Genomic DNA, 23,409 nt, shown 5'->3' with positions numbered 1-23,409 from the left:
TGCTTAGGCCTCGATCTTTTCCAGTTGGATGATTTCGTCCCTGTTCAAAACCTGTTCCAGGTTCATCAGGACCAGGAGACGGTCTTCTCCGATTTTGGCAATGCCATGCAGATATTTCGCCTTGATGCCGCCGACAACTTCGGGAGGATTCTCAATGTTGTCTTCGTTCAGGTCAATAACGTCGTTAGCGGAATCTACAATAAGCCCTACTTCGAGTTCGTTAACCGCTACAATGATCACACGGGTATTATCGGAATACTCGGTTTCCGGAAGCCCGAAGCGGGAGCGCAGGTCGATAACCGGCACGACCACGCCTCTGAGGTTAATAACACCTTTGACGAAAGCGGGCGTTTTCGGAACGCGGGTCATCGGCTGCATCCGTTCGATCGTTTTGACCTTATCCACTTCTACTCCGTATTCCTCATGCGCCAGCGCAAATACGATAATTTTTTTATCTTCAGCCATTTGAACGGCCTCCCCTACCTGAATTATTTAATGAGTTCATTCGTATCGAGAATCAATGCGACCTGACCGTCGCCGAGAATGGTCGCTCCCGAAATCGCGAACAGCTTCGTAAAGTATTTACCCAGTGTTTTCAGGACGATCTCCTGTTGACCGATAAACTCCTCCACCATGAGCGCCGCCATTTTCTCGCCTTTGCGCACAACCACAACTTCGGTTTCAGTCTCGTCGGCTTCGCTGTAGTCGGGAATATCCAGTACGGAGCTGAGCGAAACGAGCGGAATCATGCTGCCTCTGAAATCGACCATCCGGTTTCCTTGAACGGAACGGATTTGCGCCTGCTGGATAAGGGCCGTCTCCACGATCGAAGAAAGCGGGATCGCATATTTCTCGCTGCCGATTTTGACCAGCATGGCCGAGATGATCGAGAGCGTAAGCGGAAGCTTGATCGAGAAGATCGAACCGCTGCCCGGATTGGATTCGACATGAATATGTCCCCCGAGCGAGTGGATTTTCGTTTTTACAACGTCCAAGCCTACCCCGCGGCCGGAAATGTCCGAGATTACGTCCGCGGTACTGAAACCGGATGCGAATAGCAGCTGATCGATATCGGAATTGCTCATTTTGTCCGCCATTTCAGGCGCGACAATCCCTTTTTTCACAGCGGTCGCAAGCACTTTCTCCCGGTTAATGCCGTTACCGTTGTCTTCGATCTCGATAAAGACATTGTTGCCGCTGTGATAAGCGCGGAGATGAACGGTTCCGCTCTCGCTTTTGCCCTTCGCCACACGCTGGGTCACGGTTTCGAGTCCGTGGTCTACCGCGTTGCGAAGCAGATGCACGAGCGGATCGCCGATTTCGTCGATTACCGTGCGGTCCAGCTCGGTTTCTGCGCCGGTTATGACGAGATCGACTTTTTTGTCCAGCGATTTGGCGATATCCCGGATCATCCGCGGGAACCGGTTAAAGACCGTATCGACCGGCACCATCCGCAGCTTGAGAACGATATTCTGCAGATCGCTGCTGACGCGGGCCATATGCTCGACCGTCTCCGTCAGCTCATTGCGCTTGATCTCGCTTGCCAGCTGCTCCAGGCGGACACGGTCGATGAGCAGTTCGCTGAAGAGATTCATCAGAGAATCGAGGCGCTCGATATCTACCCGGATCGTACGGGTTCCCACAGGCCCGCCGCCTGCAGCCGCTGCCGGTTTGGCAGCTCCGCCGGTTTCCTTCGCCGGCGCCGCTTTGGCTGCCGGAGCGGGTGCGGCAGCCGCTGCCGCCTGGGCTTCACCCGCTCTGACCTCCGCCTGGGCTGCGCCGCTTCCCGTCATCTCGTCCAGCGTTTCGCGGTCGAGTACAATGATCTGGACATGCTCGATTTCGGAGACATTCGAAATTTCTTTCTCCAGATCGGCTTTTCCGACGTTAGCTATGTAATACACGGAGAAGGTGCGGTCGAATTTCTCCTGTTCGATTTCCTGTACGGAAGGCGTCGCTTTGATGACTTCGCCGGAACGCTCCAGAATTTCGAAGACCATGTAAGCACGGGCCGCTTTCAGTACGCAATCTTCCCGGACGGTGACTTCGACATAAAACACCTGCATGTTGGCGTCAATCGATTGCTGGAGAACCGAGAGCTGGAATTGATCCAGGGCAATAACGCTTTCTTCCCCGCTTTCCGCTCCGGCGCCTCCGGCGGTTGGAGCGGATTTGAGATAATCCCCGCTTACAATGGATTTCAAAGCGGTGACAATAGCCGTAACATCGGCCTTGCCCGTTCCGCCCTGAACGATATCCTCGACCATCGAATCGAGAGCGTCCAGACTCTGGAACAGGCTGTCGAAAATGAACGGGTCCATTTTCAGCTTCAAGTTACGGACCAGGTCCAGAACGTTTTCCATTTCGTGAGTCAACGAAGCGAGATCTTCGAATCCCATCGTCGCGGACATGCCTTTCAGCGTATGGGCCGAGCGGAAAATATTATGAACGATATCTATATTGTCGGGACTGTTTTCCAGACTGAGCATGTTGTCATTAAGAGCTTGCAGATGTTCTTTCGATTCGTCGATGAACATTGATAAATATTGATTCAACTCCACAGAACTGCACCTCCGTCAATTTAACGAGTACTTTCTTTAGCGGCTGCCGTTTTTATCCGTCACCCGTTCGACAAGCTTCGGAGCGATATCCCCCAAAGGAAGGACAAACATGGCGGCTCCGTTCTCCACCGCGACTCGCGGCATGCCGTATACGACGCATGTCTCTTCGGATTCGGCAATCGTGGTCGCCGCTCCGTCCTTTCGGAGTTCTCCGATCGTTCTCGCTCCGTCGCTGCCCATCCCTGTCATAATGACGGCGTGCCGGGTCAGCTCTTTTAAGGGAAGCAGGGATTGGAAAAGCTTGTCTACGGAAGGACGATGTCCGGATACCGGCTCGCTTTTGCTCAAAGAAATCCGGTATTTCTTGTCGTCGGCCTTGACGACGGTCATGTGCAGTCCCCCGGGAGCGACATAAGCCGTACCGGGTTCGAGCACCTGGGCTTCCTCCGCTTCCACTACCCGAACGGCACATTGATCGTTAAGGCGCTGGGACAGCGATTTGGTGAAATTCGGAGGCATATGCTGGACGATAAGAACAGGAGCCGGAAAATCCGCCGGCAGGCCGCTCAGTACCTTCTGCAGCGCTCTAGGTCCCCCCGTCGATGTGCCGATCGCCACGAGATCCCGAAAACCCTTCGAACTGCCGCTGCCGACACCGCTCAAGGGCTTCCCCGTTTCTTGCACCGCCGCAGTGATTCTCTTGGGAATCTCCGCTGCCGAAGGCGGCTTCACGAACGGAGCGGACGGCTGAACGGAACGTTCGGGCCGTTTCGCCGGTTCTATCGGAAGCTGCGGCTGCATGCGTGTTTTGACCGCAATCCTCAGCTTCTCATGCAAAAGCTGCTTGACCTTGAATAAATCCAGCGAAATCGAACCGGACGGCTTCCGGATAAAATCGATCGCGCCGAGTTCAAGAGCCCGAATCGTTTCAACCGCTCCCGACATCGTCAGCGAGCTCAGCATAATAACGGGAGTCGGAGTGGCGGCCATAATGCGTTCCAGCGCTTCCAGCCCGTTCATTTCAGGCATTTCAATATCCATCGTAACCGCGTGCGGTTTCAGCTCTTTTGTCTTGACTACGGCTTCCGCACCGTTCTTCGCGACGGCTATAACACGGAAATTGGGGTCTTCTTCAATCAGATCCGTAATGATCTTCCTCATGAACACCGAATCGTCGACTACCAGAATACGGTACGGCTCCATAGGGTCCCTCCTGAATTGGCTCTAGATGTGAATAAATTAGCGGCCGATCAGCCGGCTGAGGAAACCTTTAAACCCGCCGGTTGAATCTGCTTTGGGCTGCTGGCCCAGAAATTGATCGACAAGGACATTCATGCTTTTGGCTGCAGGAGAATTCGGATAAGCAATAGTGAAAGGAGTCTGTTCTTTAACGGCCCGGGATACATGCTGATCGTCTTCCACGAATCCGAGTGTCTGGAGTTCGACGGACAGAAAGCGGCGGGCCACCATGGCGATCTTCTCGGCGGTTTCCTTTGCCTCCCGACTGTGAGCGGCCCGGTTGACCACGAGCTTGAAGGTTACGTCGGGATCTTCGCTGCGGACCATTTTAATGAGCGCATACGCATCCGTAATGGACGTGGGCTCCGGCGTAGTCACCACGAGCGTTTCCTGAGCAGCGGCTATGAACCGCTGGGTTTCTTTGGAAAGCCCGGCTCCCGTATCGAACAGGATAAAATCGGCCATTCCGCCAAGCTCCTGAATCTGGTCGGTAAAAGAATCCGCTTCGGAGTCCGACAGCCTCACCAGATCGTAGAGCCCCGATCCCCCTGCGATGAACTGCAGGCCTTTAGGTCCTGTCTGAACGAGCTCCCCGATCGTTTTTTCCCCTTTAATTAAATGAAGCAGGTTGGCTTTGGAGGAAATCCCCATGAGCACATCAATGTTGGCAAACCCGATGTCGGCATCGAAAATGAGTGTCTTGTATCCCCGGGCCTGAAGGCAAAGAGCAAAATTCAAGGTGAAATTCGATTTGCCTACCCCGCCCTTGCCGCTTGTGACGGTAATAATCCGCGTCTTTCGCTCCGGTTGTCCGGTTAACGCGGATCCCGGGGACGGCGTATCCTTCTCATGCCTCAGCCGGATCAGTTTACGCAGTTCTTGGGCCTGGTCACTCATACGAGTAACCCTCCAGCACCACATCCACAATCCGGTTCTCGTCCGCTACCATGATGTCGTCGGGCACGTTCTGTCCGTCTGTCACGTAGGATAGCCGGATCGGAAATTCGTCCAGCAAATTCAGCATGGCGCCGTAAGAATACGTTTCATCCATCTTGGTAAAAAGAACTTTATCTACTTTAAACTTGGAAAAGTTAGCGGTAATGGCTTTCATGTCGCTGTACTTGGATGTAAGGCTCAGCACCAGAATCGTTTCGCTCGGCCCCTGGTGCCTAATCAGCGTATTGAGTTCGGATACGTACATCTCGTTGCGGAAATTACGCCCGGCCGTATCCATGAAGATAACGTCGGCCTCTCTCAAATTGTGCAGAGCCCTCGTCAGATCGGCCGGGGAAAACACCACTTCCACCGGAACGTCCAAAATATTCGCATACGTGCGCAACTGCTCGATCGCGGCAATCCGGTAAGTGTCGGAAGTGATCAGTCCGACCTTGCGGCGCTGCTTCAACACCTGATCGGCGGCCAGCTTTGCGATCGTCGTCGTCTTGCCGACACCGGTCGGTCCGACGATATGAACGATCTTGGAGTCCGCCGAGACCGGCTTGCCCTGCGGCGGCGGGAACAGCGCAAGCATCCGCTTGCGGACCGCTTCCGCCGCCTGCCGCGCCCCCGCCTCGTCGGCCGAGGCGGCAAGATCTCTTCTGGCGCTTTCGATCAGCTGCCGGACCAGGTCCGGCTGCACTTCCTGCGCCAGCAGATGCTCCTCCAGCCGCCCCCATACGGGGGGCAGCTGGGGCTGCGCGGATGGCCGGGCTAGGCCGGCCATCATGGCCTTGAGATGCTGGAGTTCAGCCAGCATCAGGTCCTCGCGGGCCGCGCTCTGCGCAGCGGCCGCTTCTGCCGCCGCCTCCGCTCGGGAGGCGGCCAGTGCGGCGCGCAGCGCCTCGGCCTGCTCGTCGGCGAAGCCGCTGCTCTGCGGCGCTTCGGCGGCGGGCTCGGCCGGAGCTTCCGCCGGCGGCGGAACGGGCGGCGCCGCTTGGGCCGACAGGCTCTGCCGCTGTTCGGCGGCGGCCGGCCTTGCCTGCGCGTAAGCGGCTGCGGCAGCCGCAGGAGGACGCTGCGGAATTACGGGCAGCGCTTCCTCCGCGTCCGGGCGGCCGCTCGGACGGTCGGTGACCGCGGGAGATGGCTGCGGGAACTGCTGGCCCGGTGCCTGACGCTGGTCCGATCCTGCCTCCCTCACTCCGCTTAACGACTGCCCGTTGGAGGTAACCCCGGAAGGCTCCGAACCGGACATAACGTCCGAGGTCTCTTCTTTTTTGAGAAGGCTTGTCTCCCTTGCAGCCAACGTCTCGGCGGCGCCGGTTCCGTAAGTCGGAACCGCTTCATTTTGCAAGGCGGATTGTCTGAGCAGAAGTTCCGCAAATTCTTTCTGCCTCAGCTCCTGCTCTTTATTGGGCCGGGGCTGCTCGGCCGCCTTCTCCGCTTCTTCCTGCCGCGCTTTGGCGACGGCGGTTACCGCTGCGGCAGCCGCCGCTTTAGAGGACGGGCGGGCCTGAGCGCCGCCTTCCGGACCGCTTTTACCTGAACCGGTCTGACCTTCTTCCAGAGCTGCAATCACTTCGATGCGTTTTTTTCCGAAGAGTCCCAAAAACCCCCCGGTCTTCACTTCTTTCGTGCTTAAAATAACGGCATCCTTGCCGAGATCGGTTCGGATTTTATGAAGAGCGTCCGGCATTGAATCGACAATGTAACGTTTCACTCTCACAAGTTGACAACTCCCATGCTCTGAATTTCTACACTCGGTTCAAGCTCGCTGTAAGACAAAACCGGAATGTCCTGCATGGTACGCTCCAAAAGCTGGCGCAAATACATACGGATCGTCGGTGAAGCCAGGATAACCGGCTGGTGGCCGGACTGAACCATTTTACTCACCTGTTCACCCAGCTTGTGATAAATCACCTGCGAGGAAGACGGGTCGATAGCCAGATAAGATCCCTGATCCGTCTGCTGAACGGAATCCGCGATTTTTTTCTCCAGCCCCGGTCCTACGGTAATGACGCGGAGCGAATCCTGCGGAGACGAGTACTGCAGCGTGATCTGCCTCGAAAGAGACTGCCTCACATACTCCGTCAAAATATCCGGATCTTTGGAGTAAGGTCCGTAATCCGCCAGCGTTTCCAGGATGGTAACCAGATCGCGTACGGAAATTTTTTCCCGGAGCAGTTTCACAAGCACTTTCTGCACGTCGCCGATGGACAGAACATTCGGAATCAAATCGTCCACAAGAGCCGGGTACGCTTCTCTGACATTATCGATGAGCGTCTTGGTTTCTTGACGTCCCAGCAGCTCGTGGGCGTGCTTCTTGATGATTTCCGTAAGATGCGTAGCGACTACGGAAGGCGGATCTACCACCGTATATCCGGACAGTTCCGCCCGCTCCTTGGTCATCTCATCGATCCACAGGGCCGGCAGTCCGAACGCAGGTTCGGTCGTTTCGATTCCCGTGACGGATTCGTCCTCGAATCCCGGGCTCATGGCCAGATAGTGATTAAGCAGCAATTCGCCGCCCGCGACCGTATTGCCTTTAATTTTGATGATATACTCATTAGGCCGAAGCTGAATATTATCGCGAATCCGGATAACCGGAACCACGATACCGAGTTCCAGCGCACATTGTCTGCGGATCAGAATAATCCGGTCGAGCAAATCTCCTCCCTGCTGGGCATCGGCCAGCGGAATGAGCCCGTAACCGAATTCGAATTCGATCGGATCCACCTGCAGCAGGCTGATCACGCTTTCCGGACTCCGTACTTCTTCAATCTGCTGTTCCTCCACCATCTGTTCTTCCTCAACCTGTTTCCGGTTCAAGTTCTGCTGCATCTTCCGTGCCGCGAACACAAGAATAACGGAGATCGGAATGGTCGTATACCAATGGATTGGGGTGAAAATACCCAGAAAAGCAATCGTTCCCGCCACGATATACAACAGCTTCGGATAAGCGGTCAATTGACCGACGATATCGTTACTGAACGTTCCTTCCGAAGAGGCGCGCGTCACGATAATGCCGGAAGCGGTTGAAATGAGCAGGGCCGGGATCTGACTGACCAGTCCGTCACCGATGGTAAGGATTGAATACGTATGTCCGGCTTCTCCGAACGACATGCCTTTCATCGAAATCCCGATGATCAGTCCGCCGATCAGATTGATCAGCAGGATGATAATTCCGGCAATCGCGTCTCCTTTGACGAATTTACTCGCTCCGTCCATAGCTCCGTAGAAGTCGGCTTCGCGTTCTACTTTTCTGCGGCGCTCGCGCGCCTGCTGCTCATTGATCATGCCGGCGTTCAAATCGGCGTCGATACTCATCTGCTTGCCGGGCATCGCATCCAGGGTAAAGCGAGCCGCTACTTCGGCTACGCGCTCCGAACCTTTCGTGATCACGATAAACTGCACGATAACCAGAATAAGAAACACGATAAATCCGACTACGATATTACCCGCCGCCACGAAGTTACCGAACGTCTCGACCACGGCCCCCGCTTCGGCATGAGCCAGAATATTTCTGGCCGTCGAAACGTTAAGAGCCAAGCGGAACAAGGTCGTTACAAGCAGCAGGGCCGGGAAAATGGAAAATTGCAGAGCTTCCTGCGTGTTCATCCCGACCAGAATAATCATCAGCGAGATCGTAATGTTTATGATGAGCAAAAAATCGAGGAGGGCGGTTGGAATCGGCACCACCATCATCAAAATAATCCCGATTACCCCGATCAGTACAACTAAATCTTTTGGTTTCATGTACGGCCCCCCTTTCTACGCGTTCTTCACTTTGCCCTTAATTTTGTATACATAAGCCAGCACTTCGGCTACGGCCTGGAACAGATCGCCCGGAATCGACTCTTCCAGATCGACCTGAGCGTAGAGCGCCCGTGCAAGCGGCTTGTTTTCCATAATCATAATGCCGTGTTCCTTCGCGATTTCACGTATTTTCAATGCCACGTGATCCGTCCCTTTCGCAACCACCTTAGGAGCCTGCATATTGGCCGAATCATACCGGATGGCAACCGCGAAATGCGTCGGGTTTGTAATAATGACATCCGCCGTCGGAATCTCCTGCATCATCCTCTGCATGGCCATCCGGCGTTGTTTTTCGCGAATCTTCCCTTTAATAAGGGGATCGCCTTCCATTTTCTTATATTCGTCTTTGATGTCCTGCTTGGACATCCGTATGCTTTTCTCGAATTCATACTTCTGGTACAAGTAATCGAACAGGGCAAGCACGACCAGAATAAAAGCGATTTTGAGGCCCAACGTTAGCGTCAGTGACCATATATAATGAAGCGATTTTTCCAGCGGTACATGACTGAGGCTGAGAAGCTGCGCTTTCTCGTCCCACAGCGTCGTATAAACAACGATTCCGATCACGCTCATTTTCAGCATGGACTTTAAAAAGTCAACGGCCGAACGCATCGAAAATATTTTTTTGAACCCCTCGATGGGATTCAGTTTGCTTAATTTGATTTTGAGCGGGTCGCCTGTAAAAAGTATTCCGATCTGGAGATAGTTTCCCGCCAGCGCAATGACCATCGTCAAGATTAGAATGGGGGCCAGCATAATCAAAAACTGAATTAACAGCTGGTAAAATAACATCCGGATATTCGCCATGGTTACATCCATAAGCAAATCGTGCCTCAGTGTGCCCGAAAACAGGTCGATCAAACGCTCCTTCATAAATCCGCCGATCATGTAAAACGATAGAAACGAAAAAAACAGGATAAAAGCAGCAGGCAGCTCCATACTTTTCGCCACTTGGCCTTTTTTACGGGCGTCCTGCCTCTTTTTCGGTGTCGCCGGTTCCGTCTTCTCTTGCGAGAACAACTGCAGGTCCAGCTTCAAACGGAGCGGTTCCATACGTATCCTTTCCTTTCCCGTACAAGTGCTACGGTGCTTCCAGCGCTTTGCCGGCCACTATGTTAAGCAGCTTTTGCATCGCTTCGAACATCCGGTCGAACAATTGGTGAAACAGACCGATCAGCTCGGGCATGACCAGGGCGATCAGGAGAAACCCGATGATAATCTTCAGCGGCACCCCAACTACGAAAATGTTAAACTGGGGAGCGACGCGCGTCAGTAAACCCAAACCGAGGTCTGTCAAAAACATTGCTGCGACTACGGGAGCCGCCAACTGCATCGCCAGAGAGAAAACACTCGAGAAGGTTTTCACCAGAAATTCGGTAATCTGTCCTCCGTAGAGCTGGGCAAACAAATTGTTGGACAGCGGAATCCAATCATAGCTGTTCATAATGCCCTGCAGCATAAAATGATGACCGTTGAAGCTCAGCAGAAGCAGCATGGCAAGCATGTACTTTAAATTACCCATCAAGGGTACGGTAGTTCCCGACATCGGATCGATGACGTTGGCCATCCCGAGTCCGATCTGCATATCGATAAAGGAACCCGCGATTTGTACGGCCGTAAAAAATAGATAGGCGATAAAACCGAGCAGCAGGCCGACGATTATTTCCCGAATGACCAGCAGCACATACTGCGCGTCCATCGGAACCAGCTGGGACGTCCCTTGAGCTGCCGTCACGATCAGAGTCAGAAATAAAGCGAGTCCGATTTTGAACATGCTCGGCACATTTCGGGACGAAAACAGCGGTACGACGACAAGGAACGAGGTCATTCGACAAAAAATTAGCATAGCGTTGGGTAAAAGTTGAAACCAAAGCTCCATGGCCGCCTACCCGATATATTGATGAAGATTGTTGAATAGATTGAAGGTAAAGTCGACCAGCGTGTTCAAAATCCAAGGTCCAAAAATTAAGACCGACAGCAGAACCGCCACGATTTTCGGCACGAATGCAAGTGTCTGCTCCTGAATTTGAGTCGTAGCCTGAAAGATACTGATGATAAGACCCACCGCCAGGGCGATCACCAGCATCGGAGCGCTGGCTTTCAGCACCGTATAGACCGCTTCGCCGGCCAGCTTAATGATAAATTGCGAACTCATGTTAGGTGACCTCCAGCTTCCGCGTTCATGTACTGTAACTGAGGAGCAGCGATTTAACGACCAAATACCAACCGTCCACCAGAATAAACAGCAGGATTTTGAACGGCAGCGATATCATAACGGGCGGCAGCATCATCATCCCCATAGCCATCAGCGTACTGGCGATCACCATATCGATAACCAGGAAAGGGATAAAAATCATGAAACCCATTTGAAACGCCGTTTTCAGCTCGCTGATGGCATAAGCCGGAACCAGGGCTGTCAGCGGTGTATCTTCGACTCCTTTGGGAGCTTCCGCTTTCGTGTAATCCAGGAAAAGCTTCAAATCTTTAGGCCGGGTATGATTCCACATGAACTGCTTAATGGGAACGGACGCCTTTTGAAGAGCCTGCGTCTGATTCAATTCCCCTTTCATGTAGGGTTGAACGGCCGTATCGTTGATCTGCCCAAGGGTCGGGGCCATGATAAACAGGGTGAGAAACAGGGCCAGTCCGATCAATACCTGATTGGGCGGCATCTGCTGCGTCCCTAGAGACGTGCGCACGAACCCCAGCACAATGACGATTCTCGTAAAGCTGGTCATCAGAATCAGAAACGAAGGCGCCAGACTCAGAACCGTTAACAGCAAAATGACGCTGACCGTGCTTGAGGCTCCGGAAGCTCCGCTTCCCGAATCCACGTTGAAGCTAATGCCGGGAATCGGATTTTGCGGGTCCGGGGCGGCATAAGCCGTATTCCCTGCCCATCCGATGAACATAAGTAAAGCAAGCAGAATAATAAGAGTTCCTTTATTTTTGCTCATTTGACTTCAACCGATCTTGTTCGTTTTCTTCCTGCAGCCATTCTTCTACGCTTTTGTTGCGCTGGGCGACATTCTGCAGCTTGTCCTGAAAGACCTGGTGAAAATTCGGCGAAAGCTCTTCTTCTTCCACCACGTTGTTTTCACCCGGCTTTTTGCGTATTTTTTCGAGCCATTTGCCGACTGTAATAAATTCCGTTGCCGCCCGGGTTTGTGCCGTGATCTGCTCTTTCAACCTCGCCGCCTCGTCCGCATCGGCTATTTTCTCGAGAAGCTGGATGTTATCCCCAACTCCGACGATGTACAGCGAATCGCCGATTTCGACGACTTGGATCGACTTGTTTTGGCCGAGCGGCACCCCACCCAGCGACTGCATGGCACGTCCGAAGCGGAATCCGCTTTTTTTCGACAACATCTTCATAATGCCGTAAAAAAGACCGATGATAAGAAGGAGAAAGAAAATCACCTTTCCGATCATCACGATCGAATCGATACTCCCCGTCTCTCCCGAACCGGGCACTATGTTCTCGCCCGGCTCAGGTGCCCCAAAACAAACGGAAGTCCAGAACGGCAGCTGAACGATCAGTCCTGCCGTTGCCAGAAGCAGCTTTCCTGCCTGTTTCTTCAAGCTTCACATTCCTTTCCTTATTAAAAGCTTACGCTTAGCCCATTGTTTTCTTAATGGCTTCGATAACACGGTCCGCTTGGAAAGGTTTCACGATAAAGTCTTTGGCGCCGGCTTGGATCGCATCGATGACCATCGCCTGCTGTCCCATCGCCGAGCACATGATAACCTTGGCATTAGGATCAATCTTTTTGATCTCTTTCAGTGCATTGATTCCATCCATCTCCGGCATGGTGATATCCATCGTTACGAGGTCAGGACGCAGCTCTTTGAATTTCTCTACGGCTTGCACGCCGTCGTTTCCTTCGCCGACAACCTCATACCCGTTCTTCGTCAAAATATCGCGAATCATCATTCTCATAAATGCTGCATCGTCTACGATCAAAATTCTGTTCCCCATGATAAAATAATCCTCCCAAAAGATAGTTATTGTATTTTTTGAATGCGATCCCACTGACTGACGATATCGGTGACGCGAACGCCGAAGTTCTCATCAATAACGACAACTTCTCCCTTGGCGATCAGTTTGTTGTTAACCAGAATATCTACCGGTTCACCGGCCAATTTATCCAGCTCGATGATCGAACCTTGCGAAAGCTCCAGGATATCCTTGATCACTTTCTGCGTTCTTCCTAGCTCGACCGTTACTTTCAAAGGAATATCCAGCAGAAGATTCAGGTTCGTGTCGTCTGCCTGGTTGTATCCTCCCTGCTGAAGATTGGAGAACTGTACCGGTTGTACGTTTACATTCCTGTTCATTCCTCCGTAATTTCCTCCCTGTGGTGCATGATTCATCGGCTGCTGCGCGTATGACTGTTGTGCAGGCGGTTGATTCATAGGCATCGGGTTGCCCCCCATCGAAGGATTCGTGTACGGTGCTTCTGCCGGGTTTGTATAAGGCGGTTCCGGAACCGGCTGCTGATAAGCGTGAGCGTTCGTGTCCGCTTGCACCTGGCCCGTGCCAGCAGGCGGAACTTCTTCGCTGACTGCGGCCGCCGCTTCTTCGTAAACCTCTTCGGAACCCCCGCCCATCAGAATGTGTACCATTTCTTTGGAGAAATCGACGGGAAGAAGCTGCATGATGGTCGAATCGATTAGGTCCCCGATAGTCAGTCTAAAGGATATCTTTATAAATACGTCTTCGTTCGGCAGTTTTCCTTCTCCATTCGACAGATTCAAAATATCTATTCCCGGAGGAGAGATATTCACGAACCGGTTGAATATCGTGGACATCGAAGTCGCGGACGAACCCATCATCTGATTCATCGCTTCCTGAACGGCGCTGACGTGAATTTCGGACAGCTCGTCGCCCTCCACATGGCCGTCTCCACCCATCATCAGGTCGGCAATGACTTGAGCGTCGCGAGTCTTGATCACGAGCAGATTGATGCCGTCGAAGCCGTCTACATAATTGACATGAACGGCAACGTGCGGTTGGGGAAACTCGTTGACCAATTGTACGCGCGGAATGCACGATACTTTAGGTGTCGTAATGTCCACTTTCTTACCGAGCAGAGTGGATAGTGCGGTCGCTGCGCTTCCGAACGTGATGTTGCCGATCTCCCCCAGAGCATCCTGCTCCAGCGAAGATAAGTAATCATCGATATTCGAAGAATGAGAAGAAGATGGATTATCGTCGGAACGCTCATCAACCGCCTGCTTCAATAGCGCGTCTATTTCCTCCTGCGACAAATAATCTTTACTCGTCATGTACTTCTGCTCCTTCGTTTACAATTTCGCCGATCTGAACGGCCATTTTGCTCTTGGTTGTACCTGCGCTGCCTGTAAATTTAAGCTTCTCACCGACTTTGATGTTCAGAGGCTCGTTTACCGGCTTGTTGAGTGTAATGACATCCCCGGGCTGCAGATTCAGAAACTCGTGAATCGTGATTTGCGATTCTCCCAGCTCCGCGATAATGGGAAGTTTGGCCTGAGTCAGCCTGTCCTGCAAAATCTCGACTTCCTCGGGAGCTCGGCTTTTTTTCTGGGATACAAACCAGTGGTGCACCGACAGACGGGGCATAATCGGCTCGATAACGACATGCGGGATACAAAGGTTGATCATCCCGGTCGTGTCGCCGATTTTGGTGCTTAACGAAATCAGGGCAATGGTTTCATTGGGAGAAACGATCTGCATAAATTGCGGATTCGTTTCAAGAGCTTCGAGCCGTGGAGACAGATCAATGATCGTTTTCCATGCTTCCTGGAGGCTCTCAAACGCCCGGCTGAAAATTCGCTCCATGACGATCGTCTCGATCTCGGTCAAAGCCGCGATTTTCTGCGGAGACACGCCGACACCGCCCAGAAGCCTGTCCAGCATCGCGTACGCCACGTTCGGATGAACTTCCAAAACCATCCTTCCCTCTAATGGCTCTGCTTCAAAAATGTTCAAGATCGTCATTTTGGGAATCGAGCGGATAAACTCATCATAAGGAAGTTGTTCGACCTGAACGACATTAATCTGGACAAACGTTCTTAGCTGTGCCGAGAAATAAGTCGTCAAGTACCGGGCAAAGTTCTCATGAATCCGCGTTAAGCTCCGGATATGATCTTTGGAAAAGCGTACGGCCCGTTTGAAATCATACAATCGAACTTTTCGCTGCGTATCTTCTTTCTTGAGTTCCTCTGCGTCCATTTCACCGGAAGAGAGAGCTGCCAGAAGAGCGTCGATTTCATTCTGTGACATAACATCAACCATAAGAGTCACCCCCTTTGTGCGTATCCGATCTATGTAAAAGGCTACTCAAGTACAATGTCGGTAATATTTATGCGCCTTATTTTTCCTTCATTAAGAAGCGGATTAAGCTTGCTGATCAGCGTGTTGGTCAAGTTATCCTGCCCTTTGCTGCCTGAAATCTGATCGGAATTCATGTCAGAAAGAGTCCGGATGATTGTTCCTTTGATGCGGGAATCAATCAGATTTTCGAAATCCGTTTTTGCTTTTTTGTTTTCCAGCTCAAATGCCAGACTGATTTTAACGAAACTGCCCTGACTGGCCAGATTTGTCGTAATGTCTTTCATAATGACGGTGTTTTCTTTGATCTCTGCCGAAGTCTGCGTCTTTTCCGCACCGGCCTCCGGTTTATTGTCCATAACCGTCCATAACACAAATGCAGCCGTCAGAACCAATGTGATGGCGACAAGAATGGAAACCAGCATCAGAAAAAATCGATTTTTAAGCACTACAAGCCCTCCGTATTCGCCGACTTGATCGTTGCTTGAACCGCACCGATCCGTTTCAAGAATTGTTCCACCATCTCTGTGACCACTGCCTCTTGTTCAAGGACCATAATTTTTTTTCCATTAATCAAAGTAATCACGGTGTCCGGTGTTTCTTCCATCATTTCAATCATAAGCGCGTTGATCACTAGCGGTTTGCCATTCATCCGGGTCAAACGTACCATGGTTCCCTCCATAGGTTCCAGGAGGGGGACCAGGCCCCCTTACCTTTTACCTTTGCCTATTATTAGCGTTTCAGGTTAACGATCTCTTGCAAAATTTCATCCGACGTGGTGATAATCCGGGAGTTCGCCTGGAAACCACGCTGGGAAACGATCATTTCGGAAAACTCCTCGGTCAGATCCACGTTGGACATTTCAAGCTGTCCGGCGATGATGGAGCCTGTGCCGGTGACCGGGTCAGCGGGCAATGCGTTCGAAAGATAGGCGACATCAATTGTGTTATTCACATCAGCATTAGGAGTATATTCGTAAAGATTACCACCAGCTTTATTCAAACCAGCCGGATTGGCCACTTTTACAACTGCCACTTTATAATCTGAAGGAGTTGGAACTCCTCCTATGACCTGCATCACCGTTCCATCTTGAGAAATTGAAAATTTAGTGGCGTTAGCATCAAGTTGGATAGGCTCGGAATCTGTTGACATCAAGTACATACCATCCGGGTTCACGATATAATTGTCCCCATCGACATAAAAGTTCCCAGCTCGTGTCAAATATAGTGGGTCTTGTCCGTTCTGAGTTACTCCAAAGAATCCATTACCATCAATTCTTAGGTCAGTAGGAACGTTTGTTGTCATAGCACTTCCGCCCGTATGCACAGTGTCAATCGCAGCAGTACCTACACCGAGACCGATTTGCTTCGAGTTGATTCCCCCTTGCGTCGTAGACGTCGGGGCTGTTTCTCCAGCTACCGTCTGGCTCAGAATGTCCTGGAACATGACGCGGCCTTTTTTGAAGCCTACCGTATTCACGTTGGAAATGTTATTGCCGATCACATCGAGCTTCGTCTGAAAACCGCGCATGCCCGAAATACCGGAGTACATGGATCTTAACATTTGTCGTTCCTCCTCTTATGTCGCCCGCCTGGGTGGGCATCTTCCTTTAAAGCCGCTTCTATCGGTCCGCAGCTATCAGGGCCTCCTGTTGGGTCCAGCCCGCTTTGTTCGGTAATGTTTCTATGAAATGATGACTGCACTGTCTATTTGCGTAAAAACCTGATCCTGCAGCTTGGCTCCGTCCAGAGCCGTGATCACCGTCCGGTTCGGGACGTTCACGATAAGGGCCGTTCCACCCAGCACCATCAATGTATCTTTGGCACCCTTGGCGGCCGCTTTGTCGATGGCGTTTTCAAGCTTAGCCAACTGCTCGTTGTCGATTTGAATCCCCCGTTGTTTCAACCGGGTTTCCGCATGATGACTGAACTTGACCAGTTCGCTTTGCAGGAGCTGATCGAATTCGGAGCGTCCGGCAGCCGGTCTGGCTCCGCCGTTTCGCTGAAGAGGTGCCGGAGGAGTGGGATATAGTCTTCCTACCGTTATACGTTCGGTCATGGTGCAGGAACCGCCGGCTTCTGATTCTCAATTTTGAGGACTTCCTCCAGCTTGACTTCTTTCCCGCCGACCGTCGCGTACTGTACACCGTCCCGGACGATTATGGATTCGACGACTCCATTCGACATCACCGTTTCTCCGCTGTCCGTTTTGCCCATCCAACTGATGTCCTTCCCGATCAGACTCGAAGTGAATCCGAGCGAAGACCGGAGCAATTTCATTTCGGAAGCCATGTTTGACAACTGCTCGACCGAAGTGAATTGGGCCATTTGCGCCACAAATTCTTTATCCTGCATAGGCTGCATAGGATCCTGATTTTGAAGCTGGGTGATCAGAATTTTAAGAAAGTCATCTTTGCCGAGAATCGAGCCGTCCTTCTTGTCTTTGGCTTTCGAAGCTGCGCTTGCCGTGTTCGTCGTAGAGCCCGTTTTGGTCAAATCTCCCCAAAGTTCTGCCATTGCTGCACCTCCTATCTAAGCTGAGTCTGTCATTTCAGTCTTGATCAAGCCGAGGTTTCGAAGGAATTTCCTAAAGCCGCTTTTCTTGTTTCCTCCAAAATTTTCAACTCTTCGTTCCATTCCGTAAGCTCTTCCGAATTGCCTTGATTGCTTCCGCCGCCGCGCTGCTGAAGAAACTGCTGCGAAGACTGCTGTTGTCTGGAATCTTGGAACATTGTGGAGGACATGGTGTTTTGGCCGACTTCCATCTTGTCTACCTGAACGCCTTGACTGTGTAGAGATTGTCTCAAATGTGCGAGTTGGCTTTCGAGAAGCTCTTTTCCCAGTGCCGTATCCGCTGTAAACTGGGCAACCAATTGCCCATTTTGCATCGTAAGGACCACATCAATGGTTCCCAAATGCTGCGGACGGAGCGAAAGTTTTGCTTCCGAGAAACCGTTCCCCATTTTCAGACTCATGCGCTTCACCATGAACTGACTTAGTTCTTGAGCGAAATTTTGAGCTGAAATCGTTGGAGCTGCCGCTTTGGCCGCCTGCTCCGGAAGAGTTGTTTTCATTCCTTCTTGAAGTCCTGTCAAACCATTCGCTGCCGGCTCGTTTTCGGATGCCGAGGTAGTGGAGGTCTGTACCGCCTCAACGGATTCATGAGCCGCTTGTCTCACCGAGTTCCAGACTCCGGTTCTTGCAGCCAACAATTCCAATGAAGCTTTGACGCTTCCTGTCTTTGTGACGGTCATCACCGGCGCCGCGGCATCAGGGTTGCTGTCAGTTGCACTAGCAGGCAGCGTCAATTCCATTTCGGCCGCTTTAGCCGCTGCTTTACCGGCTGCATCTGCTTGCTGTTGGTTCACAAGCGACGGCAGCGCCGATTCTACAAGCTGCTTAAATTCGGCGGACAACTGCTGCAAAAGCGGATGATCCGGCTGCTGCTTAAGCATGGCCGTCAAATCCAAAATCGTCTTCTGAAGTTTCAGCGAAGCGTCGCCGCTGTCAAGCTGAATGGCCTGTAATCCGGTTTGCTGCGTCCCGCTTAACAGTTGAAGCAAAGCTGAAGCATCGTTTGCCCACTGCTGCATGGCATCGGACTGGCTCAACTGGCTGAACAGCTCCGGACTGCTCTGAATACTGCTGAGCAAAAGATCCGCCATTCCGTCCGTTCCCGTTTGCCCTTCCATATCGCTCAGAGCTTCCTGGACAGGCGCCGGGAGGAAAGGAATCACTTGAAGCAGACCGGCCAGGATGGAATCGACGGGGCTGGCATTCTCCTCACCCGCTTCCTTCTGAAGCTGGCCGTTCATCACCTGTTGAAAAGTTCCCGCATCGCCCTTGCCGTTTCCCGCTGACGTTGCGGCCGGTGCTGCAGTCTTTGCCGTTCCCGCTTTAACCGCCGTAGATCCTGCTGACGGCGCGGATGGAGTCGTACTTGCTACTGGCATTTCCATTGTCTATTTTCACCTCCTTTCATGGATGATTTATGGAACTAGATTACCGGTAATGGAAGCCGCGGTTTCCTTGCTGATGCCTGCGATTTCGCCCATCAATGCGGCACGCTTGCTCGTGTCCATTTCCCTTAGGATGGTTAACACCTGAGCCGAGTTTTTCCCGTACATATCGGTTAACACTTTCGCGGCTTTGGACGCATCCATCGATGCGAACGTCTGGCTCAGCTCAGCCGAAGTCATCTTCTTTTGCGCGGAATCCGGCTTTTGCTGGAGAACGAGACGATCCTGGAGTGCCGCGATTTTTTGATCCTGGGAAGTTGTCAGATCCTTGAGCGCGATCGAAGCGTCCGCCGCTTTCTTCGGATCCATTTTTTCAAGCACTTTTACCCGTTCGTCTGTTTTCATCGCATTCAGAACGAGAATCGTTTCCTGCGGACTCAGGTTTTGGATGATTTGAGCGGCCTTACTCGGCATCATCTTCGCATAAACCGAAGCGAGTTCCCGTACTTTCTTGTCGTACTCTTCATCCTGTTTGGCCAGCTCTTTATCTTCCAGCTCCGCCTTTTGCTGCTTGAGGTCCAGAATCGTTTTGTCCTTCTGGGCACTCGTCTGATCCGCTTTATCCAGCTCTGTTTTAAGCTCCTGCACCTTGCTGTTCAACTGCTCGATTTCCTTGGTTTTCGTCTTTACCGCATCTTCTTCCGTCCCTTTAGCTGCGGGAGCGCTTTGCGCATCCTCTTTCGGCAGGGGAATCATTTCCCCCACGATCGGGATTTTGTTCAGCGTCCGCTGGACAGTTTTCATCACATCGTAATCAAAAACGGATAGAAGAACACCAAGAAGAACGGCCGTAAACACGAACGGGATCAGAAACCAGACCAGAAAACGTTCCAATTTACCGCCCGAGGACGACTCTGTGCCTGCTTCTTCCATGACGCCTCCTCCTTTCGTGCGGGTTTACTGATAGGACAAACGGATATGCCGGTTGGATGCAATTTCGTCCAGTGCCTCTTGTTCCTTTTTCAGAACAAAACCGGTAAACTGCTCCAACGCTTTATCCCGCGCTTTCGTCCAGACTTTCTCATCGACCATTTTGTCGTTCAGGAGGTCCCTGTTGTGATTCACATGGCGCTGGGCTTTGGAGACGTCGTGACGTTTGCGCGCAATCAGATGCTCGATGTGATCCACATAAGACTGCAGCTGACGAATCTCCAGCATGGAAACCGGACGCATGGATGTTTCCAGCATTTTCTCCTGGGCTTCGTTTTTGAGATGAATCAGCTCCTGAAGAGAGCTTTCTTCGTGATTCAGGTTGCCGATGGCAGTAGAGAGATTCCACTCCGCCTGCGAACGCTCATTATTTTTCAAATTTACGATCTGCTGAAACGCATACTGGAATTTCATATTAGCCTCATCCTAACGAAAAATGATCGATCAAGCGCTGTTGGGCTTCTTCCAACGTCACTTTTTCATTGGTTTTTTGTTTAACAAAATCAAGGATCTCATCCATATACTGAAGCGAAATATCAATTTCTTGATTTGATCCTCTCTGGTACGCCCCCAAATTTATCAAGTCTTCCGAATCCTTATAGACAGAAAGCATTCGTTTGAGATGAGCCGCAGCGTCGAGCTGCTCCTGGGTAACGATTTCTTTCATCACCCGGCTTACGCTGGCAAGAACATTAATGGCGGGATACTGGCCTTTGTTGGCGATATTCCGGTCCAAGACGATATGACCGTCAAGAATACCACGAACCGCATCCGCGATAGGCTCATTCATATCGTCACCGTCCACCAGCACCGTATAAAAAGCCGTAATCGAGCCTTTCAACCCGGTTCCGGACCGTTCAAGCAGCTTGGGCAGAAGGGCGAAAACCGAAGGCGTATAGCCTCTCGTCGCCGGAGGCTCTCCGACCGCCAGACCGACCTCGCGCTGAGCCATCGCAAAGCGGGTTACGGAGTCCATCATGAGCATGACGTTCATCCCGCGATCACGGAAATATTCGGCAATGCTCGTTGCGATGAAAGCTCCCTTGATCCGAACCATCGCCGGTTGATCCGACGTAGCGACAATGACGACAGAACGCGCCAAGCCTTCCGGCCCGAGATCTTTCTCGACGAATTCGAGAACCTCACGGCCCCGTTCTCCGATAAGCGCGATCACATTGACGTCCGCTGACGTGTTTCTCGCGACCATGCCGAGCAGAGTGCTTTTGCCAACCCCAGAACCGGCGAAAATACCGACCCGTTGTCCCTTGCCTACGGTAAGCAGTCCGTCAATTGCCCGGACACCGACGCCAAGCGGCTCTTGAACCCGCGGTCTCGACAAAGGATTGCCGGGGACATTGTTCGTAGAAACATGAGCCATTCTTGACGGTAAGAACGAACCGTCCAAAGGTTGACCAAGACCGTTCAATACTTTGCCGAGCAGCTCGTGTCCGACCTGCACCGTCAACGGCTTGCCAGTTCCGACCACATCACATCCGGGGCCGATCGCTTCAAGTTCGCCAAGCGGCATCAGAATGACCTTATTGCCTCTGAATCCGACCACTTCCGCCATCAACGGTTGATTGGATTTATGAGGATAGATGTGGCAGAGCTCGCCGATACTTACATCCGGACCTTCCGATTCAACGGTTAAGCCGATCACTTGCGTCACTTTGCCGTTTACCCGGACAGGATCCAGCTGCCTTAGAAAATCTACATATTTGCCTGCATTCGGGCTACCTTGACTCATGATTCGTCACCTTCACCGTGAAGGGCAATTCGCTGCAAGGCCAGCTTGATCTCGTGAAGCTGCGTATCGATGCGGGCGTCAATGCTTCCGAACGTGGAACGGACTACACAGCCTTCGTCCTGAACACTCGCATCCGGAATAATTTCCAGCTCGGCCTGCGAGTCGATTGCCGACAGCAGTTCTTCGCGGGCATCCTGAATGTAAGCGAAGTGGCGTGGTGCAATGCAAAGCGTGATCGTTCCGCTCTCTTTTCGACGAGCCAGTACGCTGCGAATCGTTTCGATCATCCATTCAGGCGATACGGTAAGCTGCTTGGAAATGATTTTCTCCGCAATGGAGCAGCTCAATTCGATGAGAAAAGGTTCCGCTTCCTGAATGACTTGCTGTTTCACCCGGTAAGCCTGTTCGAGAACCTGCCGCGCTTCCGATAACATCTCATCGTACTGCTGGCTGACATCCTGCCGGGCTTGATCCAAGCCTTCTTGATAACCCGTTTCGTAGCCGGTTGTCCGGGCCTGCTCCTGATGCTGCTCATCTTCTTCGCGTCGCTGCATCCACCAAGCTTCGATCTCGGCTTCCGTCTGTTCTTTCAGTTCGGATACTTCCTGGATCGCCTGCTGCATATGGGATTGCGCGAAGGATTCAGCGTCCTCGAGAATATGCCGTTTTAAGCTTTCCGCTTCGCTCAGCTGCGCTTCTTCTTCTGGAGTGAACCGCGGTTCATCTTCCGGAAGCTCAGCCTGCGGCGTATAAATCGGTTTGACCGGTACCCGGTAAGCGTTTGTCTCATCCGCTGGAGCATAATGGAAAGGCTTTAGGATGTTAGACAATAATATCGTCTCCTCCACCGCGTGCGATGATGATTTCTCCGGATTCTTCTAGGCGGCGAATTGTTGATACGATCCGGGTTTGCGCTTCTTCCACATCGCGCAGCCGAACCGGGCCCATAAATTCCATTTCTTCTTTGAACGTCTCCGCCATCCGTTTGGACATGTTGCGGAAAATAGCTTCGCGGACTTCCTCGCTCGCCACTTTAAGCGCAAGCTGAAGGTCGGCATTTTCGATATCGCGGACGATGCGTTGAATGGAACGGTTGTCCACATTGACGATATCTTCGAAAACGAACATCCGCTTCTTGATTTCTTCGGCGAGTTCGGGATCTTGAATTTCGAGCGAATCCAGAATGGTACGCTCCGTACCTCTGTCTACTCCGTTCAAGATTTGAACGATCGAAGAAATACCGCCGGCCGATGTGTAGTCCTGTGTAACGGTAGCCGAGAGTTTCTGTTCGAGCACTCTCTCCACTTGAGAAATCACTTCCGGTGACGTGCTGTCCATCAGAGCGATCCGTTTCGCAACGTCCGCCTGCTTCTCTTGCGGCAGGGAAGACAAAATGATCGAGGCTTGTTCCGCCTGAAGATAAGACAGGACGAGTGCAATCGTTTGCGAATTCTCGTTTTGGATAAAGTTTAAAATCTGCGCAGGATCCGCTTTTCGGGCAAAATCGAACGGCCTTACCTGCAGATTAGCCGTCAGCCGGTTAATAATATCGACGGCTTTGTTGGAACCGAGCGCTTTTTCAAGAATTTCTTTCGCATAGGCGATACCGCCTTGGGAGATGTATTCCTGAGCCCGGCAAATTTGGTGAAACTCCGATAAAATCGATTCTTTCTCTAAGGCGTCTACCTTGCGTACATTTGCGATTTCGAGGGTAAGCTGCTCAATTTCATCTTCACGCAAATGCTTGAAAATTTGAGCAGAAACTTCCGGTCCGAGGCTGATAAGCAGAATCGCCGCTTTTTGCCTTCCCGTTAACCCCTGCTGTATTGCTCCTCTTGCCAAACAC

25 protein-coding genes are annotated in these 23,409 nt (G+C 52.0%); all 25 read right to left on the bottom strand.

Annotation, left to right across the window (positions count from 1 at the left end; translation table 11 throughout):
- Positions 1 to 3 precede the first annotated feature (3 nt).
- The 25 genes from PCH01S_RS21790 to fliG all read right to left on the bottom strand — a co-directional run bounded on the left by PCH01S_RS21790 (position 4) and on the right by fliG (position 23,405).
- Positions 4 to 465, bottom strand: a complete 462-nt coding sequence (locus PCH01S_RS21790; RefSeq protein WP_042233023.1) for a chemotaxis protein CheW — start codon at positions 463 to 465, stop codon at positions 4 to 6.
- A 23-nt stretch (positions 466 to 488) separates the two neighbouring features.
- A complete protein-coding gene (locus tag PCH01S_RS21785) occupies positions 489 to 2,561 on the bottom strand; it encodes a chemotaxis protein CheA (protein WP_042233020.1) in 2,073 nt (690 codons plus the stop codon).
- A gap of 36 nt (positions 2,562 to 2,597) precedes the next feature.
- Positions 2,598 to 3,764: a protein-glutamate methylesterase/protein-glutamine glutaminase gene (locus PCH01S_RS21780; protein WP_042233018.1), complete on the bottom strand. Its 1,167-nt coding sequence runs from the start codon at positions 3,762 to 3,764 to the stop codon at positions 2,598 to 2,600.
- A 36-nt stretch (positions 3,765 to 3,800) separates the two neighbouring features.
- The gene (locus PCH01S_RS21775; protein ID WP_042233016.1) at positions 3,801 to 4,697 is read right to left on the bottom strand and encodes a MinD/ParA family protein; all 897 of its coding nucleotides are present in this window, start codon (positions 4,695 to 4,697) and stop codon (positions 3,801 to 3,803) included.
- On the bottom strand, positions 4,690 to 6,465 hold the full coding sequence (flhF, locus tag PCH01S_RS21770) for a flagellar biosynthesis protein FlhF (RefSeq protein ID WP_042233015.1): 1,776 nt from the start codon (positions 6,463 to 6,465) through the stop codon (positions 4,690 to 4,692). Before flhF ends, PCH01S_RS21775 begins: the two co-directional genes overlap by 8 nt.
- Positions 6,462 to 8,495 carry a flagellar biosynthesis protein FlhA gene (gene flhA / locus PCH01S_RS21765; RefSeq protein ID WP_042233013.1) on the bottom strand — a complete coding sequence of 678 codons (2,034 nt, stop codon included), beginning with the start codon at positions 8,493 to 8,495 and terminating at the stop codon, positions 6,462 to 6,464. Before flhA ends, flhF begins: the two co-directional genes overlap by 4 nt.
- Positions 8,496 to 8,510: 15 nt before the next feature.
- Positions 8,511 to 9,608 (bottom strand): flagellar biosynthesis protein FlhB, encoded by a 1,098-nt coding sequence (gene flhB, locus PCH01S_RS21760; RefSeq protein ID WP_042233011.1) that lies wholly within the window; start codon positions 9,606 to 9,608, stop codon positions 8,511 to 8,513.
- Between the two features lie 28 nt (positions 9,609 to 9,636).
- Complete coding sequence (gene fliR, locus PCH01S_RS21755; protein WP_042233009.1) at positions 9,637 to 10,434, bottom strand: flagellar biosynthetic protein FliR; 798 nt, start codon at positions 10,432 to 10,434, stop codon at positions 9,637 to 9,639.
- Positions 10,435 to 10,440: 6 nt separating this feature from the next.
- A complete protein-coding gene (gene fliQ / locus PCH01S_RS21750; protein ID WP_009676755.1) occupies positions 10,441 to 10,710 on the bottom strand; it encodes a flagellar biosynthesis protein FliQ in 270 nt (89 codons plus the stop codon).
- A 25-nt stretch (positions 10,711 to 10,735) separates the two neighbouring features.
- Positions 10,736 to 11,512 carry a flagellar type III secretion system pore protein FliP gene (gene fliP, locus PCH01S_RS21745; RefSeq protein WP_042233007.1) on the bottom strand — a complete coding sequence of 259 codons (777 nt, stop codon included), beginning with the start codon at positions 11,510 to 11,512 and terminating at the stop codon, positions 10,736 to 10,738.
- Positions 11,499 to 12,137 carry a flagellar biosynthetic protein FliO gene (fliO, locus tag PCH01S_RS21740; RefSeq protein ID WP_042233005.1) on the bottom strand — a complete coding sequence of 213 codons (639 nt, stop codon included), beginning with the start codon at positions 12,135 to 12,137 and terminating at the stop codon, positions 11,499 to 11,501. Before fliO ends, fliP begins: the two co-directional genes overlap by 14 nt.
- A gap of 34 nt (positions 12,138 to 12,171) precedes the next feature.
- Positions 12,172 to 12,534 carry a response regulator gene (locus tag PCH01S_RS21735; protein ID WP_009676759.1) on the bottom strand — a complete coding sequence of 121 codons (363 nt, stop codon included), beginning with the start codon at positions 12,532 to 12,534 and terminating at the stop codon, positions 12,172 to 12,174.
- A 26-nt stretch (positions 12,535 to 12,560) separates the two neighbouring features.
- A complete protein-coding gene (gene fliY, locus PCH01S_RS21730) occupies positions 12,561 to 13,844 on the bottom strand; it encodes a flagellar motor switch phosphatase FliY (RefSeq protein ID WP_042233003.1) in 1,284 nt (427 codons plus the stop codon).
- The gene (fliM, locus tag PCH01S_RS21725; protein WP_042233000.1) at positions 13,834 to 14,832 is read right to left on the bottom strand and encodes a flagellar motor switch protein FliM; all 999 of its coding nucleotides are present in this window, start codon (positions 14,830 to 14,832) and stop codon (positions 13,834 to 13,836) included. Before fliM ends, fliY begins: the two co-directional genes overlap by 11 nt.
- A 41-nt stretch (positions 14,833 to 14,873) precedes the next feature.
- Positions 14,874 to 15,317, bottom strand: a complete 444-nt coding sequence (locus PCH01S_RS21720) for a flagellar basal body-associated FliL family protein (RefSeq protein WP_042232998.1) — start codon at positions 15,315 to 15,317, stop codon at positions 14,874 to 14,876.
- Positions 15,317 to 15,538 carry a flagellar FlbD family protein gene (locus PCH01S_RS21715; RefSeq protein WP_009676773.1) on the bottom strand — a complete coding sequence of 74 codons (222 nt, stop codon included), beginning with the start codon at positions 15,536 to 15,538 and terminating at the stop codon, positions 15,317 to 15,319. The genes PCH01S_RS21720 and PCH01S_RS21715 overlap by 1 nt, the downstream gene beginning before the upstream one ends.
- A gap of 62 nt (positions 15,539 to 15,600) precedes the next feature.
- Entirely contained in the window at positions 15,601 to 16,431 is an 831-nt protein-coding gene (gene flgG, locus PCH01S_RS21710; RefSeq protein ID WP_042232996.1) for a flagellar basal body rod protein FlgG, read from the bottom strand.
- Between the two features lie 120 nt (positions 16,432 to 16,551).
- Positions 16,552 to 16,926: a TIGR02530 family flagellar biosynthesis protein gene (locus PCH01S_RS21705; protein WP_009676749.1), complete on the bottom strand. Its 375-nt coding sequence runs from the start codon at positions 16,924 to 16,926 to the stop codon at positions 16,552 to 16,554.
- Positions 16,923 to 17,384, bottom strand: a complete 462-nt coding sequence (locus tag PCH01S_RS21700; protein WP_042232992.1) for a flagellar hook capping FlgD N-terminal domain-containing protein — start codon at positions 17,382 to 17,384, stop codon at positions 16,923 to 16,925. The genes PCH01S_RS21705 and PCH01S_RS21700 overlap by 4 nt, the downstream gene beginning before the upstream one ends.
- 44 nt (positions 17,385 to 17,428) lie before the next feature.
- Complete coding sequence (locus PCH01S_RS21695; protein ID WP_042232990.1) at positions 17,429 to 18,826, bottom strand: flagellar hook-length control protein FliK; 1,398 nt, start codon at positions 18,824 to 18,826, stop codon at positions 17,429 to 17,431.
- Positions 18,827 to 18,856: 30 nt separating this feature from the next.
- Positions 18,857 to 19,759 (bottom strand): MotE family protein, encoded by a 903-nt coding sequence (locus PCH01S_RS21690; RefSeq protein ID WP_042232987.1) that lies wholly within the window; start codon positions 19,757 to 19,759, stop codon positions 18,857 to 18,859.
- Positions 19,760 to 19,783: 24 nt separating this feature from the next.
- Positions 19,784 to 20,230, bottom strand: a complete 447-nt coding sequence (gene fliJ, locus PCH01S_RS21685) for a flagellar export protein FliJ (RefSeq protein WP_042232985.1) — start codon at positions 20,228 to 20,230, stop codon at positions 19,784 to 19,786.
- Positions 20,231 to 20,237: 7 nt separating this feature from the next.
- Entirely contained in the window at positions 20,238 to 21,563 is a 1,326-nt protein-coding gene (fliI, locus tag PCH01S_RS21680) for a flagellar protein export ATPase FliI (RefSeq protein WP_042232983.1), read from the bottom strand.
- Positions 21,560 to 22,393 (bottom strand): flagellar assembly protein FliH, encoded by an 834-nt coding sequence (gene fliH, locus PCH01S_RS21675; RefSeq protein WP_042232981.1) that lies wholly within the window; start codon positions 22,391 to 22,393, stop codon positions 21,560 to 21,562. Before fliH ends, fliI begins: the two co-directional genes overlap by 4 nt.
- The gene (gene fliG / locus PCH01S_RS21670; RefSeq protein WP_042232979.1) at positions 22,386 to 23,405 is read right to left on the bottom strand and encodes a flagellar motor switch protein FliG; all 1,020 of its coding nucleotides are present in this window, start codon (positions 23,403 to 23,405) and stop codon (positions 22,386 to 22,388) included. Before fliG ends, fliH begins: the two co-directional genes overlap by 8 nt.
- Positions 23,406 to 23,409 lie beyond the last annotated feature (4 nt).

The organism is Paenibacillus chitinolyticus NBRC 15660, assembly GCF_000739915.1.
Taxonomy (GTDB): domain Bacteria; phylum Bacillota; class Bacilli; order Paenibacillales; family NBRC-103111; genus Paenibacillus_F; species Paenibacillus_F chitinolyticus.
This window is presented reverse-complemented; position numbering and strand designations above follow the sequence as displayed.

What these genes read in the sequence shown, in the direction of transcription:
- fliR (WP_042233009.1), bottom strand. Translation starts at nt 10,434, where the DNA reads ATGGAGCTTTGGTTTCAACTTTTACCCAACGCTATGCTAATTTTTTGT.
- PCH01S_RS21775 (WP_042233016.1), bottom strand. Translation starts at nt 4,697, where the DNA reads ATGAGTGACCAGGCCCAAGAACTGCGTAAACTGATCCGGCTGAGGCAT.
- PCH01S_RS21790 (WP_042233023.1), bottom strand. Translation starts at nt 465, where the DNA reads ATGGCTGAAGATAAAAAAATTATCGTATTTGCGCTGGCGCATGAGGAA.
- fliJ (WP_042232985.1), bottom strand. Translation starts at nt 20,230, where the DNA reads ATGAAATTCCAGTATGCGTTTCAGCAGATCGTAAATTTGAAAAATAAT.
- flgG (WP_042232996.1), bottom strand. Translation starts at nt 16,431, where the DNA reads ATGTTAAGATCCATGTACTCCGGTATTTCGGGCATGCGCGGTTTTCAG.
- flhB (WP_042233011.1), bottom strand. Translation starts at nt 9,608, where the DNA reads ATGGAACCGCTCCGTTTGAAGCTGGACCTGCAGTTGTTCTCGCAAGAG.
- PCH01S_RS21690 (WP_042232987.1), bottom strand. Translation starts at nt 19,759, where the DNA reads ATGGAAGAAGCAGGCACAGAGTCGTCCTCGGGCGGTAAATTGGAACGT.
- PCH01S_RS21735 (WP_009676759.1), bottom strand. Translation starts at nt 12,534, where the DNA reads ATGGGGAACAGAATTTTGATCGTAGACGATGCAGCATTTATGAGAATG.
- fliM (WP_042233000.1), bottom strand. Translation starts at nt 14,832, where the DNA reads ATGGTTGATGTTATGTCACAGAATGAAATCGACGCTCTTCTGGCAGCT.
- PCH01S_RS21700 (WP_042232992.1), bottom strand. Translation starts at nt 17,384, where the DNA reads ATGGCAGAACTTTGGGGAGATTTGACCAAAACGGGCTCTACGACGAAC.
- PCH01S_RS21715 (WP_009676773.1), bottom strand. Translation starts at nt 15,538, where the DNA reads ATGGTACGTTTGACCCGGATGAATGGCAAACCGCTAGTGATCAACGCG.
- PCH01S_RS21695 (WP_042232990.1), bottom strand. Translation starts at nt 18,826, where the DNA reads ATGGAAATGCCAGTAGCAAGTACGACTCCATCCGCGCCGTCAGCAGGA.
- flhA (WP_042233013.1), bottom strand. Translation starts at nt 8,495, where the DNA reads ATGAAACCAAAAGATTTAGTTGTACTGATCGGGGTAATCGGGATTATT.
- PCH01S_RS21780 (WP_042233018.1), bottom strand. Translation starts at nt 3,764, where the DNA reads ATGGAGCCGTACCGTATTCTGGTAGTCGACGATTCGGTGTTCATGAGG.
- fliI (WP_042232983.1), bottom strand. Translation starts at nt 21,563, where the DNA reads ATGAGTCAAGGTAGCCCGAATGCAGGCAAATATGTAGATTTTCTAAGG.
- fliQ (WP_009676755.1), bottom strand. Translation starts at nt 10,710, where the DNA reads ATGAGTTCGCAATTTATCATTAAGCTGGCCGGCGAAGCGGTCTATACG.
- PCH01S_RS21705 (WP_009676749.1), bottom strand. Translation starts at nt 16,926, where the DNA reads ATGACCGAACGTATAACGGTAGGAAGACTATATCCCACTCCTCCGGCA.
- fliP (WP_042233007.1), bottom strand. Translation starts at nt 11,512, where the DNA reads ATGAGCAAAAATAAAGGAACTCTTATTATTCTGCTTGCTTTACTTATG.
- fliY (WP_042233003.1), bottom strand. Translation starts at nt 13,844, where the DNA reads ATGACGAGTAAAGATTATTTGTCGCAGGAGGAAATAGACGCGCTATTG.